Raw genomic sequence first — 17,813 nt, forward strand, 5'->3', positions numbered from 1 at the left:
TATGAGTGATGTAACGCCATTTTTATATATTGCTGTTATGGCTTTTTATTTTTTACACAAAAACGAAGAAGGTAAAATACTAGTACCGATTGTTGCTTTTGCAGCAATACCGTTATTTAGTAACGATTACTGGCTGTGGTTTAAGGTGAGTATAGGGCTGAGCATCTATGTTTTAATGGTAGAAAAAGCTAAAGCCGGATATACAGGAGGTGGAGCCGTTTCAGCATTCGCCGCATTTTTTATAGGGGCCTATTTAGTCAGTGCTCTCATGCATACTGTTTTATTTTGGGAAGCATCGTGATGTCGAAGTTTAAGGTAATAGGAGTTTTTTTATTATTCACCTTGAGCTTTTCATGCTCATCTATGCCAGAGAAAAGTAAAGAACCACTGATGGATTTTGCTAGTGCAAATTGCTTTTTTTGGTACTTCAAAGATAATAATATTCCTACTAATGATATTAGTAAAATAGCAGGTGGAATTGTTGAAATGAGTAGCTATTCGGCTAATAAGTTTCAACAGGTTGCGTTGTTGGTTAAAAATTGCTCACCTCAATTGAATGCCAAGCATAAAGTTGATATACAACTGGCAAAATGCTTTTTATTAAAAGATGATGCAAGCTTCATAAAAGAGCTTAAAACCATAGGTGAATCTTAATTAACTTTATAAACTTTTTTTATATGGAGATCAGGTCTTAATCTTTAGAATGATCTCCATGAAGAACTAAAGGATCAGAGGGCACCCATTAGAACTCTTGATTTCCTTTAATTTAAGTACAGGATATGGAACGAAAGGGGTCAAATCTTGACTTCAGACATCAAAGGTCTAGATTTATAGTTTACAGCTTATTGAGTGAATCGCTATGTCTAGGCCGCTGCGAATAGAGTACGAGAACGCATTTTATCATGTGATGAATCGCGGAAGAGGGCGTGAAAATACCTTTTTGAGTGATGACGACTTTAAATATTTTTTATATTGCATTGAGCAAGCAAGCCTTCGCTTTAATATTGAAGTGCATTCATATTGCTTAATGACCAATCATTACCACTTGCTAATCAAAACCCCTGATGCAAATTTAGGCCGAGCCATGAAGCATATTAATGGCCTTTATACCCAATACTTTAATCGAACACATAACACAGATGGTGCGTTGTTTAGAGGGCGCTACAAAGCGGTGCTTGTGGATGCAGATAACTATTTATTGCATGTTAGTCGGTACATTCACCGTAACCCAATTGAAACGAACACACCGTTGGTAGAAGAGCTTGCTAAGTATAAATGGTCTAGCTATTCAGCTTTTATTAAAAGAGGAGCGACACCGAAATGGCTCGTCCGAGATTTTATATTTTCGCTGCAAGGCAAAAAGCGTAAATATGCTGCTTATAAACAGTTTGTTGAATTTGAAAACAATAAAGAAATAAGCGCTTTTTATAGTGCTAAAAAGTTATTGTCGGTTTTGGGTAGTGAGGACTTTATTGAAAACATAAAAGACTATATTGCCAAGTCAGATAGCGAAAGCAAGCTTGTTAGTAAAAAGCACTCAGCAGATGATGTTATAGCTTACTTAGATCAATACTTTAATGTTGAAGTTGATGAGATTATAGCGGTTAAAAAGGGGCGAAAAGAGAAAAATTTACCACGCTGGTTTGCTATTAAATTATGCCAAGATTTAACAGGATTAAATTTGCAGGCTTTAGCAGATGTTTTTAATGTTGAACACTATTCGGCAATATCGAAAGCTGTCGGTAGGTTGAATACATTAATGGTTGAAGATAAAAAGGTTAAATTACAATACGGAAAACTTCGAGATTGTTTGATGTCTGAAGTCAAGATTTGACCCCATTTGGTTTCCATTTGGTTTCATTTGGTTTTTGGTTTTCGTGATTTTTGCAGTTTTTTTATACATTTATTTACAATGGATTGACATGAATTCTTGTACCTAAAAAAACTTTAGTATTTAATGAGGTTCTATCCTTTTGTTGTTCATTGCTCGTCAATGGTATGGCAAAGATGAGGAACGGAAGGCCCATTAGATTACTTTTCACATCGGAAGTGGTTTTATATTATGAAAATCAAAATTTTAAGTTTAGCTATATCGGCTGTATTGTTAACTGGCTGTGGGGGTTCTGATAAAAAAAGCACACCGACCGTAGTCCAAAGTGTGTTTGAGATCCAGCCATTAATGACGGTTACGGGCAAGGAAGATAGCCCATCAGCTATAGTCATTAATGCCAATAAAGTCCCTGATGGCGCTGAGGCCATAGTTTTAGAATTAGTAGAACAACCTACGCTTGGTGAGATATCGGGTATATATCCAAATTTAAGCTACGTGCCGGTGGCAGACCAATTTGGTGACGATACCTTTAGCTTTAAACTAAAAAAAGGCACTAAAGAAAGTAGCACGGTAAAAGTTAATATTACCCTTGCGGCTGTTAACGATGCGCCAGTAATTACAGGAACTCCTGCTGCTACTGTGCAAGCTAATGAAACGTATCATTTTGCTGCCGCGGCTTCAGATATTGATTCTGAGCAATTGAGTTTTAGTATTGACAATAAACCTGATTGGGCGACGTTTGATACTGTAACTGGGGTATTAAGTGGTATGCCTTCAAATCAGCATGCAGGTAAAACCAGTGGTATTGTTATTCGTGTCTCAGATGGTGAATTTGAAGCTGCTTTACCTGCATTTGATATTGAAGTGATTGCATTATCTTGGGTTAAACTCGGTGATTTACCGGGCTTTGAAGGTACGCATTTAAATGTTCAGTCAACCAGTGATGATCTGTATGCAGTGACACATAACTTTGCGATTGCTGCTGCTTCTTTATGTTCAAGTGCCGAACCGAGCGCTCCGAGGTTGTCACATTGGGATATAGCACAAAATAGCTGGCAAAAACTGAGCTCACCGCAATCGAGTCGTTATTATTATCAATCAGAACTTGTTGATAAAAAGCTTTATCTCTTTGGTGGCACCGAGGCGTGTGCAAGTGGGGCAAATGCACAAGCTAATATGGAAGTGTATGATACACAAGAAAAAACCTGGCAGACGTTTGCAGCACCTACCTTTGCGCCGTTTATTAATCCGCTACAAGCGAGTTGTTCATTTAATGATGAGGTCATTGCGTTTTCTAAAAATGGTCAACAGCAACGCCTTAATCGTTTAAATACAGTGGATAACAGCTGGCAAGCAACAGAACTACCTGAGAGTTTGAATGAAATACAGCATTGTTTTAGCAAAGGTGATGCGCTTTTTGTTATCCAACGTCAATACGAGCAATTACTGTTAAGTCAATTTGATGTTGCTACACAAAGTGTTTTAAATTCAGAGTTAATTCCTGATTTTGAAGCCGGTGTTTATTATGACACTACACTTATAGGTAATACGTTATACCTGTTAAGTGCAAAAAACTTTGTGGAATTTGATTTTGATTTAATGCAATGGAAAACGCTTACCGCTAATCCGTTTGCGGTTGAGGTGCAAGATACGACTAGCTATTATTTACGTGATTTTAAAACGGTTGCCTATGGTAATACTCTGCTGTCGGTTGGTGGCGCTTATACCAATTATTATGGTAAAGCCATATATCAATATATTCCGCAATAATTTATATCCATAAAACTGATTTAAAGGGCTCACAGAGCCCTTTTTTATTGCTGATTTACCTTATTAATTAAAAATTAAGCGTCTAGCGATGTAGAGCAAAGTGATCATCCATTATAAAGTTCCGGTCAAGCAGGCAGCTGTGTTTTCTTGACCTTTTTATTCTAAAAGCCAAACGCCCCTACTTTTTAAACCAATTTAAATATGGCTATGGACCTAGTAATGGCCTCGATTGGTGAGAATACGCGCTATGGCTTGGGTAAAGAACGCCCTATGAATTTAGATATTTTTAGTATCATTGATGATTAAGTAAGGCCCTTGGTCTCCGTCATCGTTTACTACCAATATCAGTCCTGTTTCTGGCAGTGTATATACACTGCCTAATAACAAATAAATTTAAAATTAGTTATCTTCGATAACAATGGTGCAGGCAGCAGGGCTTTCACCAGTCATACTTATTACTGCCGTATACCCGTTATGACTTTCATCGTAAATGCCATCATCAGAGTAGTGTTTTTTTGTTTTATCAGCCGCTTTATATGCATCTTTAGAGCTACTATAAGGCGTTTTACTATGCTGTACTTTAAAATAGTTCTGTTTATTTACTGGTGTTGCGGACATAATTGCCCAACCAGATTTATTACCTGAAATTTCAATGCTCATAGTAATATTTGAACCCGCACCTTTAGCATGAACACCTGCTTCCCAAAGCTCCCCAGGGTTAATTTTGTTGCCACCGTCAACATCTCGTAAACTACCATGGTCAATATAGTAATCTACACTTATTGTTGATTTTGTAGCATTCCTTATACCAACAGCCAAATCGTTGCGATCTTTATTGCTACCAAAAACACTAGTAATTAGCTGATTAACATCAATATTAAAATTAGTATCGGTACCCATAATTTATTTCTCCATTGTAAATATCTATTTCATTGTCAAACAACATAAAATTCGTTGTTAATAAAATGTTAGGTTGGATGATTTAAGATATCTATTACAAATTATTACACCCAATACTCAATTGAGTGTAATTAGGAAGGTCGATTAAAAACTCAATACAAAAACTCGTCAGGATTGCAATTATTAGTGACCCTATGCTTTTTTCTATTTTTACTTCTAGCAACACATGCATTTATAGCGTTATGTAATGCTGTGTAATATTTTTACGCTTGTCTTCAGCTATCTTTATAAAGAGTGTCCATCGCTCACCTAAATCAACTAGCTTAAATCTTTAAGGTGTCTTGGATAACCAACCAAGATCCTAACTTATTTTTATTTAAGCTAGCGATATTGCACAACGTTCACCGTCACAAAGGAGCAAATTATGAATGTGCAAAACAAAACGGGCCCGTCGGTAGCAGTAGATACAGAAATTGATGCTAATATTCTTCTCAGCAGTGCGCAAAAGCAAAAAATTAAAGTGCGTGATAGCAAGTATAAAGCGGCTGATTTATCTTGTCTGAGAGCAATTGCACAGGCTGCAATTAACGTCGAATTATTTACAATCCCGCTTTATATGAGCGGCCTCTATTCGATTCAAGGGACACACCAAATTGCAGACTCGTCGAAACTGTATCCCGGCCGTTATTGGCCAGGGCTTGGTCCTACGGCTGGTTACATTCCTGAAATAAGACGTAATCAGTATGATGTTAACTTAACTGCTTTGTTTGACACCGACACCTCAGCTGGAAACAGTGATGATGCAAATAAACCAGCCAAAAAATATGAATTGTCTGTTAATCAACAAGTGTTCAACGGGGTATATAGTGTTTTTATTGAAGAAATGCTGCATCTACAACTGGCCTCAAATATGGCAAGTAAATTGGGCCTCACACCGAGCTTTACTAGTCAGGCGTTAATTGACGAAAAATATGGTTGGAAGTGCTACAACAACAAAAGTAGCATTCCACATATTTTGAACTTTGCGGACTGTACTACCGATTTATCTAAATTGAGCCCTGCGGTTCAAGCTTATTTCAAACAAATTTTTCCCAATAAAACGCTACAAGATTTACGTGTTAATGCTACAGAACTCAGTAAAGAGCAAACGCTGCTATTTATGTTGATAGAAGAGACTGAAGAAAACGCTCACAAAATTATTCAACCAGAGTTTTTAAAACCAAACGCAGATACACAACGACCAAAATACTTTGAACAAGCCCCATATGACTGGTGGAAACCGAATTACAAGGAAAGTGACTTGCCGCTATTTGGTTCAATTGGGCACATGTACTTAAGTTATTGGGATTATATTCAGATCCAATATGACGATGGAACTAGTTTGTTAGATTACGCAACTATTCAGCCTACCTGCGAAGCTAGTCAGCGCGACTACTTCAATGAGCGCCCTGGAAATGATGAATATCAAGCACAATTTCCGGGCATTATAGGTTCGCTCAACGTAAATTCAGATCATACAGCTCTCAAAGAAGCCTTAATGAACAATGTGAATGCCATTACGGATCAAGGTGAGGGTGATGGTGTGGCTGACATGCTTTGTAAACGTTGGGCTAATGAGATATGGGCGCAAAACTTTCTTGCTTCTAAGGAGTCGCCATCAAACGATGCTCACCCGAGTACAGTCGAAGAAAAGTTCCAACCAAGCGCTGAAGCATTAAAAGCGGATTACCCGGCAAGCTGCAGTGAAGGTCCTATATCAGGCTCAGCATGTGCACGGATCACCAATAAATATAAAGATCACTTTCAAATTTTCACCGATACGCTGAAGCTGATCGTTGACTTTGAATCCCCTTCATCAAACTCTAGTGAACGCTACATGACATGGCCTACATGGTTTGCTGATGGCAACACTTGGAGCTGTGAATTATTAGATCCCAAAGGGGGCGATGAAGCACATGCGACTAATCCGCAACTCCCAGAGGTAGCAAGCGTAGTGCAAGCGCTCAATAATCTGCGGCTCACGACTAATATTAATGACACTCACCAATTATTTAGTAGTTCAGCAGTAGGTACAATTAAAGGTCTCACAACAGCGCTAGATCGCTATTGGTCGGGTAAAACTGAGGAGTTTCCGGGTCCAGCAATGGGAGGTTCTGGAGATAGAATTTCGATCTGCTGGGCAACTACAGGAATAGCGCCAGATTTAGTGAGCGGTATCGACCCACAAAGTGCGGACACGCTTTATCATGCTTGCCAAGGAATGAGTTATAACAACATCGGCACTAATGATTTACCACCTCCTGAGGTATATCACAGCTGTAAAGGTAGTAATGATTGTAAAGCGCAGGGAGGTTGTGGTTTTGTGCATAGCACAACGCCAGGTGGCAGCTGTGGTGGCAGTGTATCGAGCGGGCCAAAAAGTGCACCAGCCGATAATAAGTGTAATAACTTGGGCGGTTGTGCAGTGCCTATTTCGGCGTCTCAACTTTTCCCGAAGCTTTCAGGTGATGACCAAGAATACGATATGCAATTATTTAAGTTTAACCTTAAAGATAACAGCTTCTCAGCAATAGATTATACTTACCCAAAAAGCCAAGCCGCTCTCAGTGATAAGTCAGATGAGTGCGTATTAATGCCTTATAAAAAAGGCGACGCTGTATACAACATTGCTTGGCAAGCTTACAGTAATGCTAATGGCTTGTTGGATGATAACGGTAAACCGCCTGAGCAGCCAATGCCTTCAGATATTCGTTTAGCACTTCCTCCTTCAACTTGATAGGAAAGAGCGTATGACAAATCTAACTCGGACGCAGGATTTTGCTGCGTCCGCTATCGAAAAGCTAACTGATCTTGGGTTTGGTGTTGGCCTCAGAAGTCAGCATTATCCTTATATTATGTCCCATTTGGAACACGATACATCACTTGGTGTTGATTGGTTTGAAATTATCAGTGAAAACTATATAGATAATCACGGATATGGTAGGTATGTGCTCGATAAATTAAAGGAACAATACCCGCTAGTTATGCATGGCGTATCAATGAATATTGGTAGTAGCGATCCAATTAACTTTGAATACTTACGCAAGCTCAAAGAGTTAGGTGAGTTTGTTAACCCTCAACTTATTTCTGATCATCTATGCTGGACAGGCCTTGCTGGTTTAAATAGTCACGACTTGCTACCAATGCCGCTAACTGATGAAAGTTTACAGCACGTTATTGACCGCGTTGATCAAGTACAAGACTTTTTAGAGAGGCCTTTAGTGCTTGAAAACCCGTCAACTTATCTTGAATTTCAACACTCTACTTTCACTGAAAGCGCGTTTTTTTGTGAGCTCGTCAAAGCAACAGGATGCGGTATGTTATTGGATGTAAATAATGTTTTTGTTAGTAGTTTTAATCATGGTTTTGACGCCGAGCAATTTATTCGCCAATTACCCCTCGATCACATTGTTCAAATACACCTTGCAGGCCCTAGTGATTGTGGAGACTGTTTGATAGACACTCATGACCAGCCTGTCCCCTATAAGGTTTGGCAGCTTTACCAATTGGCGCAGCGCTTAACTGGGGGGACTTCGACCTTACTTGAGTGGGATGCCAATATTCCCAGTTTTTCTGAGCTGGTTGGAGAGTTAAACAAAGCAAAGCTGGTACTAGCAGGTCATATCCCGGAACAAAATACGAATATTAACACTAACGCGCTTTCAACCCCCATAGTTAACGAGCGTTTAGATGCGGCACGCCACACCATGTCTAAGCGAGTAGAGTTAGATCAATGAAAACACCAGACTTAATACAAACCCAGCAGTGGCTTAGCACCGTTTTAATGGTGCGAGGTGATTTGCCACAAAAGCTTAATACTGCTGCTTCACAAGGCTTAACTTTATATAAGTGTGTTAAAAGCAGTGACACCCTTAATGCCATGCGAAGGGTCGACATCTATGCTGCAGGTTATGTGATGCGTTTAGTCGAGTGCCTTAGGGGGGAGTTTGCACTACTTTGCCAGTTCATGGGTAAGGAAGTATTTGATACCTTCGCTAAAGCTTTTATTGTCACCTTGCCATCAGAGTCTTGGACTATGCACCAGCTAGGCTCGCGCTTCGCTGATTTTTTAGCGCACACAAAACCCACAGGCGATTTTAGCCCGCATCAACAAGCTATGTTTTGTCTACCCGCAGAACTGGCTAAATTTGAAAGAGCAAAAGCATTAACACTTTTGAAGTCAGGGCCCGAAACCGCACATAAAGCTTTGTCCATTAGCGAAATTGAGCTACTTTGCGGTATTGCGCAAGACTTTATAATAGCAGTACCTGAGTCCGTACAGCTTATTCAAAGCGATTATCCTTTACTGCCTTTAGTCGCTGAGCTTGAGCAAGGTAAGTCATCTCTTGCGCCCACACCAGAGCAAACGTATATTGCCATATCACGCCACCAATACCGCTTAAAAGTCACTATGTTAAACGACTGGCAAACCGATTTCTTGCTTCAGCTAAAAAAAGATCAGCATTGTTACAAAGAGGCTGTCGCCTATTGTTCAGATAAAATGAATATAGAAACACAAGTATTAAAGTCTCAATTAGCTATTTGGATCCCTAGTGCCGTGAATATAGGACTGTTTACGCTACACAAAAATTAATTATCACCTTTGGTGAGTTTCTTATTCCTCGGCTTGCTGAACGGTGTTGGGCTGGTTTTACCGTTATGGCTTGCATCTGCCTTTAGTTTCTCCTTTTATTGGGATTTGAGGCTGTATTTAGTAAAACCACAAAGGGGTTCAAAATTGTAAAATACCGCGCAAGTTGGTCGCGGTTTTTCCTTGATTTTTTATTCACAGAGTTCAAGTGTTTTATTTCAACCCAACAATTAAATGGGGCACCAACTGAAAATACAGTTAAGCTCTTTATTGGAGGCCTTACGTAATTTTTTAGGGGTGACTGATTGCAGGCAGATTATTGAAACATAGTGATAAATTCACTTCCCGTTTTTGTGAAATTTAGGGTGTAATTAATCGATACTGACTAAAGGGCGGCCCCTTACTGAAATAGCTTATGCCTATTATGTTATTAGCAAGCACTTTAAATATAACTTTTATTTTTAAATCTTATATAATTTAAAAATTCACCTTCAAAAAGAGATTACTATGATTCGTAGAACTCTCATTCTTTTTTGCATTTTCTGCTTTAATATCGGCTTGTTAAATGCCAGCGAAAAAGATAAAACCATTACGTTTGCAGTTGGCCATGATCATGAAAAAATGCTGCAGGAAAATTACCCAATCTATCGTGCGAGTTGGCAATTTTTAAATCAAAGCTTAGCTAAATTGGGGTATGAGGTGGATGCCATTGTTTTACCTTGGGCAAGAGCAAACTATTATACTCAGTCAGGAAAAGCTGACGGTCTATTTTTAGCGGCTAATCTACCAGGAAGAGAGCAGTGGGCGGTATTGTCAAACCCAATTGGTATGGGGGCATTTGGTGCTTTTTATCATAAAGATAGAAAAGGCGAAGAAAATGTTATTGCGAGTGTTCGTTTAGGTGTACATGACAAAATATTAAAAGGTTATCATACTTATGAGTTGTTAGAAGTTGCCACTGCTCAACAAGGGTTTAAACTACTTTATAATCAAAAAGTAGACCGTCTTATTATGTCGCAGAGTTATGGTGAATACTTGTTAAGTAATGAATTAATTGAATTTAAAAACGAAATATCATTTGATTCTGACGTTATTGAGAAACGTTCAATTCATGTTGCATTTGCAAAAGACATTACTAAAAGTTTGAACGCAATGATTGTAGTAAATAAAGCAATTGATTTAGGTATAAACGACGGTATATACCATAAAGTTATGACTAAAAATAAAGTACCTGAAAGTATGTTTTTGTCTAGTATTGATAGAAAGTAGGCATACCTTATCTATTTTCAATCGCTTTAAAGTCAGTAGATGAGTGAAATTGTCTAATGGATGATTCCTTCACTTACTTTACACTTTTTCACTGAGCTACTTATACTTTGCTATTACCAAAGCGTCTAAAAGAGATATTAAATCTAGGTCCTATTGTGTTATCACCTTTGGCAATTGCATGTTCATAATTATCTTGAAAGCCTTTGCCCATCAGCAATAAAGAGCCATTTTCTAACGTGATATTATAGCGTTCATGTGTGATGGTTTTTGAGCGAATTAAAAATTCTCGCTGAGCCCCAATACTGATTGAAGCAATCACATCTGTAGAGCCAAATGCGGGTAAGTCACTATGAAAGCCTAAGCTTTCTTGCCCATTGGGGTAGTACAAACATACCGCGACAGCCAAATTACAACCGGTGCGTTCAGTGATTTGCTGACGTAACTCTTCAAGCAGGGGGAAACTCTTTGTTTGTCTGCCATGATGCAAGGAGAAACTACCCGATTTAGCAAGTTGTGAGTCTAAAAAAATCATTCGCCACGGTAAAATCGGTTTTTGTGATCCATCGGGGAAATCTATAACCTCAGGCTCTTCGAGATCATAGTTGCTCCTCAGCCACTTAAAAAGCGTTTCACTTTGCGCTGTAGACATGAAGTGTGAGTAATAATGGGCATCACAAGACAGTGGTAATTTCATGGTTTTTACCTTAGCTACACTCAAATATGAATATAAGCATATCAGTATTTTGAAGAGTTGAAGTGTTTAGACTCCTCATCAGCCGTGCCTTGCGGCGTTAATACAAGTTCATCAACGAGTGCAAGCCCGATTAAGGCGCCTTGCGTTGAGCTTTGTTGCTCTTCCGGCTGTTTATAAAAAGATATTTTGTAAATTAAAACAATAAACCATTAAGGCGATAAGGCCATAGACTCTGTGTTTAAGTGATGGTGGGTTACCAGTATTTACAGTGTCACAGTTGAACCATGCTCAACTTTGATTAACTTAAAAATACAGTAATAATGAAAATAAGAACAAGCTGATTGCTTAGTAATTTAATAAAATGATGCTTTGAGGAAAGCTTACATTAGCTGTGTAATTTTTATAGTTTATATTAGTGAAATATTTTCATTTCTTTCTTAATTATTGATTTTAAAGATATTTATAGGTGGTCTTTTTTTTGCTTGGTTATTGTTTTTTAACCCTTTAAAAATATAGCAATCAAAAAAATCATTTAAGGAAGAAAAGTTATGGCAGAGTCATTTAAGTACGCAAATAATAAAGGACATGCAGGAGAGCTTCATCAAAAAGCTAATGAAGATCACCCCGTAATGACAACCGCACAAGGTTGCCCTATCAGTGATAATCAAAATTCATTAAAAGCAGGTCAACGCGGACCAGGACTATTGGAAGATCATGTGTTACGAGAAAAGTTGTTTCACTTTGATCACGAGCGAATTCCTGAGCGAGTTGTTCACGCAAGAGGGTATGGTGCACATGGTTACTTTGAAACGTATGATGCTTTAGATGATTTGACTTCTGCTGATATTTTTCAACGTAAAGGTGAAAAAACACCTGTTTTTGCACGCTTTTCAACAGTGGCGGGTAATCAGGGCTCGCCTGATTTAGCACGTGATGTGCGAGGTTTTGCCGTTAAGTTTTATACGCAGGAAGGTAATTGGGATCTGGTAGGCAATAATATCCCAGTTTTTTTCATTCAAGACGCGATGAAGTTTCCCGACCTTATACATAGCGCAAAAGCAGAACCAGATCGTGGTTTTCCACAAGCGCAAACAGCCCACGATAATTTTTGGGATTTTGTAAGTTTGTCGCCAGAATCCATACACATGGTTATGTGGGCAATGTCAGATAGAGCTATCCCGCGCTCATTAAGGTTTATGGAAGGATTTGGCGTTCATACTTTTAAGTTTATTAATGCACAAGGTGAAGAAAAATTTGTTAAGTTCCACTGGAAACCTAAAGGCGGTATGCAGTCAGTGGTTTGGAATGAGGCATTGAAATTAAATGGCGCTGATCCTGATTTTCATCGTCGTGATATGTGGGAATCAATTAATAATGGTGACTATCCGGAATGGGAGCTGGGCATTCAAGTATTTGATCAAAAATTTGCTGAAGAGTTCGAGTTCGATGTTTTTGATGCCACTAAACTGATACCCGAAGAGCAAGTACCAGTTAAAATTATTGGTAAAATGGTACTCAATCGAGTCGTAGACAATTTCTTTGCGGAAACTGAACAAGTTGCCTTTTGTACTCAAAATATAGTGCCTGGGCTTGATTTTACTCCCGATCCTTTATTGCAAGGCCGTAATTTTTCGTACCTAGATACACAAACCAAGCGGTTAGGTGGCCCTAATTTCACACAAATTCCTGTTAATGCACCAAAATGCCCGATGAGACACTTTCTTCAAGATGGCCACATGGCAATGCAGAACCCCAAAGGCCGGGTTAATTACGAACCTAATTCATTCAGCGGGGATGAAAACAATCCGCGAGAGTGCCCTGTACACGGATTCAAAAGCTCAGAATCTGAAACTGACGGGGGTAAATTACGCTATCGCTCAGAAACATTTAGTGATCACTACAGCCAAGCGCGCCAATTCTATTTAAGTCAAACTGACGTTGAGCAAACGCATATCCAAGATGCTTTAATTTTTGAGTTATCTAAAGTAGAGCATTTACGTATCAGAGAACGTGTGGTTTCTCATCTGTTAAACATTGATAACAAGCTTGCTGAGCAAGTTGCATTGGGTTTAGGTTTACAAACTATGCCAGATGCCGCAGAAGCTGCGCTTGATACCCGTCATGATTTACCAGTATCTGATGCGCTAAGTATTTTAAAAAATGCGCCAAATACATTTAAAGGCAGGAAGCTTGGTATATTAGTAAGTGATGGTTTTGATGCTGAAACCTTTAATTTATTAACACAAAGCCTTAAAGAGGAAGGTGCAAGTTATGAAATTATTGCGGCTCAAGTTGGTGGTGCTAAAAATAGTAATGGCGAGATTATTGAGGCCGATCAAGTTATTAATGGCGGTCCTTCGGTGCTTTACGACGCAATAGTTCTGCTTACCACTAATGAAGGCGCTAAAAAGCTTGCTGAAATACCGGAGGCGAAAGATTTTGTCAGTGATGCTTATGCACATATGAAGTACATCGGCTTTAGTGATAAAGCAACTCCTTTAATCGAGGCTACTGGTTTAAATGGACAGCTTGATGATGGCTGGTTGGATTTAAATAAAATTTCCGCAAGTGAGTTTGTCTCAAAAATTCGTAACCTTAGGTATTGGAGCCGATAAATCGCATAAATTGGGGCTAGTGAGAACTAGCCCTTGTTATTGATGGCACCGTTTGATTTGAGGATTACAAAAATTTAAAGGAATAAAATGAAACTAATTTATGTCGATGATAACTTGCCGGGCATAACTCGAAAGAGGCATGAAAACCAATGGGTTTATTATGATCCTGCAGGAAAGAAAATACATGATAAAGATGAAATAGAGCGGTTAGACAGTCTCGCTTTTCCCCCCGCATACAAAGATGTATGGTTATGTCCAGAAGAAAATGGGCATATTTTAGCTACTGGCTACGACAACAAAGGCCGCAAGCAATACTTTTATCATCCCGAGTTTAGAGAGCAGCAAGAGCTTAAAAAGTTTGAAGCATGTGTTTTATTTGGAAATAAACTGCCTTTGTTAAGAGCAAAACTATCGGAATATTTGCGAGGTAACGAGCTTAATTACCAGCGCACAATCGCAGCCGTTGTACGTTTAATGGACCTTGGAGCTCTGCGCGTTGGTTCTAAAAAAAATGCCAAACATAACAATAGTTTTGGTGCTACGACATTACGTAGCCGGCATGCAAAACTTACGGGTAAAAATATTCGCTTAAAGTATAAAGCAAAATCCGGTAAGCAAAGAGAAGTGAACATAACAGATAAAGTGCTTAGCTCTATCATACAGCAGTTACAAGATTTGCCTGGGCAGAGCTTATTCCAATATATCGATGAAGGCGAGTGTTGTGATGTTTCCTCCAAAGAAGTGAATGAGTTTATTCAAAGTGTTATGGGCGAGCAGTTTAGTGCAAAACATTTTAGAACATGGCGGGCCAGTGTTTTGGCATTTGAAGTCTTACATAAATCAAACGGCCAGCTTTCGCTTAAAGATATGTTAGGTAGCGTTTCAAGTAATTTAGGGAATACCCCAGCAATAGCTCGTAATTCATATATTCATCCAAAGTTGATTGAGCTGTGTAAAGGAGGTAAGGAAGCTCTAAAGGACTTTAATAACTTAGACAAACTACCCCGTAAGACTAAGTACCTGAGTCGCTATGAACGTGGATTGTTGATATTTTTAGAAGAACAATGCTAATAACGTTAGTCTCTTTGTAATTATACTCATATTTCAATCGCTTGAGTTATACCTATGTGTGTGAACTTTTTACAACTTCTAGCAACTTTTACTGTAAAACGTAGAGTTCTACTTTGCTTTTTTTATTTATCTTTCTGATTTTAAAGGATTAAAACTTTGGTTTGAATGTTGCTAATTACTTAGCGTACTTTCTTAAACAAATAAAGGAGTTATTATGAGTACTGTTATTACTGGGTTATTCGATAATGCATCACAAGCAACATTAGCAATTTATAGATTAGAAGCTTTAGGTGTAAGTGAGGCGGATATAAGCGTTGTTGCTAACGACTCGTATACAAAGGAAGACTTTGCTGTAGATGAAGGTACCAAAGCTGCAGAGGGCGGTTTGCTGGGCGCTGCATCTGGAGGCGTGTTAGCAGCAATTATTGGTGGTTTTACCGCTGTTGGTGCAGTCGCTTCGGGTGGTGCCGGATTATTAGTCGCAGGTCCTTTGGTTTCAGCACTTGCAGCTGGTGGCGCAGGTGCTGCCGTTGGTGGGACTTTAGGTGCAGCAATCGGCGCATTTATTCCAGAACATGAAATTAAGTATTATGAAAACGCAATTGAGAAGGGTTCAATACTCGTCGGTGTTAAATATAACAGCGATAACAAAAATAGTATTGAAGAGATTCTTGATAATGCTGGTGCAAGCAAGGTTTCAAAAGCGTAATATTTTAGAATGCACTATAAGTATCTAAAAAGTAAAAAGGTGGAACTGCGTTCCATCTTTTTACGCGTTTGATTTTAAAACTATCTGAGTTTGGTATATTAATCTATATTGGCAACCAATGAATTATTTAGCCCACCTTTATTTAGCACAGCCTACGGCTGATTCCCATTTTGGCAATTTGCTGGGAGACTTTGGGGGGCAACGGCAGCTAACGCACATACCTACGAGCGTTAAAAACGCGCTTGATAATCATTATTTAGTGGATAAATTTACTGACGCACACCCTTTTGTTAAAGAAGCTAAACAGCTTTTTTCACCCAAGCGCAGGCGCTTTGCTGGCGTGGCTATAGATGTGGTGTTTGACCATTTTCTGATTGCGCATTGGCAGCAGTTTAATAACCAATCATTAATTGATTTTAAGCACACCAGTTATGGGCTTTTGGAAAAGCGTATACCTGTAATGCCTACTCGAATGCAACATGTAGTAACCAGTATGACGCAAAACGATTGGTTTAAAGAGTATGAAAGCGTTGATGGGGTTGGGCGGGCGCTTGATAATATTGCTAAACGGATTCGCTTTACTAATAATTTTGCAGGCACCGCTGAAGATATAACCCGACATTATAGTGAGCTAGATGGACTGTTTTTAGCGTTTTTCCCTGAGCTAATTGAACACGTTAATGAGTTTAATTTGGAGAGCGCACCGAGGTAGAGTGCGCTTACAAAATAAGTGGTTTAGTCGTCTGGTCCTTTTAAGGTAAATACTAAATGTTTACGCATATCTTTCAAAATTACGCCTTTTTTAAGCATGGCACCGCTTAAGCGCTTTTGCCATTTTAATAACTCAGGCTCTGCCGCAGTTAGTGCCTGTTGGTTTTCAAACTGAAAACACATTAGTAAAGAGCCCGGAAATAAATGATATTCCACATCAAACCAGCACTGCAGCATACCTGGAATTTCAGCACGGCCTTGCTCTTCTATATTGTCAGCAACATTGAGGACGAGTGCTTGTTGTTTAACTTGCACAGCAGATAGTTTTTTCATGGGAGAAGATCCAATTTAGAGGCTAAGAATACAGCCGGAATAATACATTATACCCAAGCTTTCAGGGTGATAACAATGTTAGCCATACTTTAAATTAGAGGGCTCATAGTGAAGACTGATTGTGGTTAGTTTAGTAGTTCAATCGGTTTGAATACACTATTTATCAAGGGAAATTATGAATCATATAGTTGTTTTTTTAGTTATTATTTTTATGTTGTCAGGGTGCTCTGAAGAGCAAGTTTCTGAGCAAAAATTAAAACCTGTTTCTGCCATTGAGTTAAATAAAACTAAATCGTTTGATAGTCGTATTTTATCAGGTGTTATCCAACCTGCTAACACAGCCACTTTAACATTTGAGGTTAGCGGAAAGGTCGAAGACGTTTTTTTTGAAATTGGTGAGTCTTTTAAAGAAGGTGAGCCGTTAGCTAGGCTGGAACAAACAAAATATTTATTGGCAGTGCAAGAGGCCAAAGGACAGGTCTCTAATGCAAAGGCTACGATGCTAAATGTTAAGCAGGATTTTGAACGTAAAGCGTCACTGGTTGATGATGGTGCGGTGTCTGGCGCGCAATACGATTTAGCAAAGTCGCAATATGAGAGCGCCAAGGATAAAGTCGATATTGCTCAAGTGCGACTAGCGATGGCAAGAGAAGAGTTAAAAGATACCACGCTAATTGCGCCCTATGCTGGGACTATCTCAAAACGTAATATTGAACCTTCGCAACAAGTCAGCCCTAATATCTCGGCACTTTTAATCCAAGGTAAAGAAAGTTTTGAAGTCTCAGCGCTTGCGCCTGAAGGGCTTCTCTCCTCGTTAACTATTGATAAACCGGCAAAGGTAACTATTTCAGCTTTAGATAAATCGTTGAATGCCAAAATTAAAGAAATTGGCTCAGCTGCTCAAGGAGCGAATGCTTTTCCTATTATTTTAAAAATCTCAGCTAATGATATCGCAGGTATCAGAACGGGTATGAGTGCAGAAGTGCAATTTAAACAACAGCAGGGAGAAAGCGATGGTTTTATGGTGCCTGTAAGTGCAATCATGGCAAAAGAAAATAACCAACACTTTGTTTTTAAACTGATAACAACAGCGCAAGCTGACTACGTTTTACAAAAAACAACAGTGGATGTAATGAAATTTTTTGCGCAAAAAGCGCAAATTAAAGGAGATTTAAAAGAGGGGGAACAAATTGTTAACGCGGGAATGGCTTTTTTACACGATGGGCAAAAAGTAACGCTTATCGAAGGCGAAATTAAGCGCCTTAATCCATAACCCGCTA

Annotated in this window: 16 protein-coding genes; 13 read left to right on the plus strand and 3 right to left on the minus strand. The window is 38.9% G+C overall.

The annotated features are described in order from the left end of the window. The 4 genes from QL989_RS14090 to QL989_RS14105 all read left to right on the plus strand — a co-directional run. Positions 1-301 (plus strand): hypothetical protein (locus QL989_RS14090; protein WP_290170847.1); only part of this gene is annotated, 301 nt, incomplete at its 5' end. 62 nt (positions 302-363) lie between these two features. Continuing rightward, positions 364-654 carry a hypothetical protein gene (locus QL989_RS14095; RefSeq protein WP_290170848.1) on the plus strand — a complete coding sequence of 97 codons (291 nt, stop codon included), beginning with the start codon at positions 364-366 and terminating at the stop codon, positions 652-654. Positions 655-859: 205 nt separating this feature from the next. Continuing rightward, complete coding sequence (locus QL989_RS14100) at positions 860-1,834, plus strand: transposase (RefSeq protein ID WP_290170849.1); 975 nt, start codon at positions 860-862, stop codon at positions 1,832-1,834. A 228-nt stretch (positions 1,835-2,062) separates the two neighbouring features. Continuing rightward, positions 2,063-3,601, plus strand: a complete 1,539-nt coding sequence (locus QL989_RS14105; RefSeq protein WP_290170850.1) for an Ig-like domain-containing protein — start codon at positions 2,063-2,065, stop codon at positions 3,599-3,601. A 399-nt stretch (positions 3,602-4,000) separates the two neighbouring features. Here the strand turns inward: QL989_RS14105 and QL989_RS14110 are convergent, their stop codons facing one another. Further along, complete coding sequence (locus QL989_RS14110; RefSeq protein ID WP_138608985.1) at positions 4,001-4,501, minus strand: hypothetical protein; 501 nt, start codon at positions 4,499-4,501, stop codon at positions 4,001-4,003. A 424-nt stretch (positions 4,502-4,925) separates the two neighbouring features. Here QL989_RS14110 and QL989_RS14115 point away from each other — a divergent pair, with 424 nt between their 5' ends. The 4 genes from QL989_RS14115 (at position 4,926) to QL989_RS14130 (ending at position 10,400) form a co-directional block, all read left to right on the plus strand. Continuing rightward, positions 4,926-7,277, plus strand: a complete 2,352-nt coding sequence (locus QL989_RS14115; RefSeq protein WP_290170851.1) for a ferritin-like domain-containing protein — start codon at positions 4,926-4,928, stop codon at positions 7,275-7,277. A gap of 13 nt (positions 7,278-7,290) precedes the next feature. Continuing rightward, positions 7,291-8,277: a DUF692 domain-containing protein gene (locus tag QL989_RS14120; protein WP_290170852.1), complete on the plus strand. Its 987-nt coding sequence runs from the start codon at positions 7,291-7,293 to the stop codon at positions 8,275-8,277. Continuing rightward, positions 8,274-9,134 carry a DNA-binding domain-containing protein gene (locus QL989_RS14125; protein WP_290170853.1) on the plus strand — a complete coding sequence of 287 codons (861 nt, stop codon included), beginning with the start codon at positions 8,274-8,276 and terminating at the stop codon, positions 9,132-9,134. Before QL989_RS14120 ends, QL989_RS14125 begins: the two co-directional genes overlap by 4 nt. 504 nt (positions 9,135-9,638) lie before the next feature. Continuing rightward, positions 9,639-10,400: a transporter substrate-binding domain-containing protein gene (locus QL989_RS14130; RefSeq protein WP_198521943.1), complete on the plus strand. Its 762-nt coding sequence runs from the start codon at positions 9,639-9,641 to the stop codon at positions 10,398-10,400. Positions 10,401-10,500: 100 nt separating this feature from the next. On the opposite strand, the gene QL989_RS14135 is transcribed toward QL989_RS14130, so the two are convergent. Further along, positions 10,501-11,094 (minus strand): alpha-ketoglutarate-dependent dioxygenase AlkB, encoded by a 594-nt coding sequence (locus tag QL989_RS14135; RefSeq protein ID WP_178955043.1) that lies wholly within the window; start codon positions 11,092-11,094, stop codon positions 10,501-10,503. Positions 11,095-11,642: 548 nt separating this feature from the next. Between QL989_RS14135 and QL989_RS14140 the strand changes: the two genes are divergently transcribed. From QL989_RS14140 to QL989_RS14155, 4 genes are all read left to right on the plus strand, one after another. Beyond that, entirely contained in the window at positions 11,643-13,709 is a 2,067-nt protein-coding gene (locus tag QL989_RS14140) for a catalase (RefSeq protein ID WP_290170855.1), read from the plus strand. An 87-nt stretch (positions 13,710-13,796) separates the two neighbouring features. After that, positions 13,797-14,780: a DNA topoisomerase IB gene (locus QL989_RS14145; protein ID WP_178955046.1), complete on the plus strand. Its 984-nt coding sequence runs from the start codon at positions 13,797-13,799 to the stop codon at positions 14,778-14,780. Positions 14,781-14,994: 214 nt separating this feature from the next. Then, positions 14,995-15,489, plus strand: coding sequence for a general stress protein (locus tag QL989_RS14150; RefSeq protein WP_290170856.1), 495 nt, complete (start codon positions 14,995-14,997; stop codon positions 15,487-15,489). Positions 15,490-15,607: 118 nt separating this feature from the next. Then, on the plus strand, positions 15,608-16,201 hold the full coding sequence (locus tag QL989_RS14155) for an ACP phosphodiesterase (protein WP_290170858.1): 594 nt from the start codon (positions 15,608-15,610) through the stop codon (positions 16,199-16,201). A gap of 23 nt (positions 16,202-16,224) precedes the next feature. Here QL989_RS14155 and QL989_RS14160 read toward each other — a convergent pair whose 3' ends face one another. Continuing rightward, a complete protein-coding gene (locus tag QL989_RS14160; protein ID WP_273608887.1) occupies positions 16,225-16,533 on the minus strand; it encodes a hypothetical protein in 309 nt (102 codons plus the stop codon). Between the two features lie 175 nt (positions 16,534-16,708). Between QL989_RS14160 and QL989_RS14165 the strand changes: the two genes are divergently transcribed. Continuing rightward, positions 16,709-17,806 (plus strand): efflux RND transporter periplasmic adaptor subunit, encoded by a 1,098-nt coding sequence (locus QL989_RS14165; RefSeq protein ID WP_290170861.1) that lies wholly within the window; start codon positions 16,709-16,711, stop codon positions 17,804-17,806. Positions 17,807-17,813 lie beyond the last annotated feature (7 nt).

The sequence above is a fragment of the Pseudoalteromonas sp. APC 3224 genome (genome assembly GCF_030407535.1).
Lineage (GTDB): Bacteria > Pseudomonadota > Gammaproteobacteria > Enterobacterales > Alteromonadaceae > Pseudoalteromonas.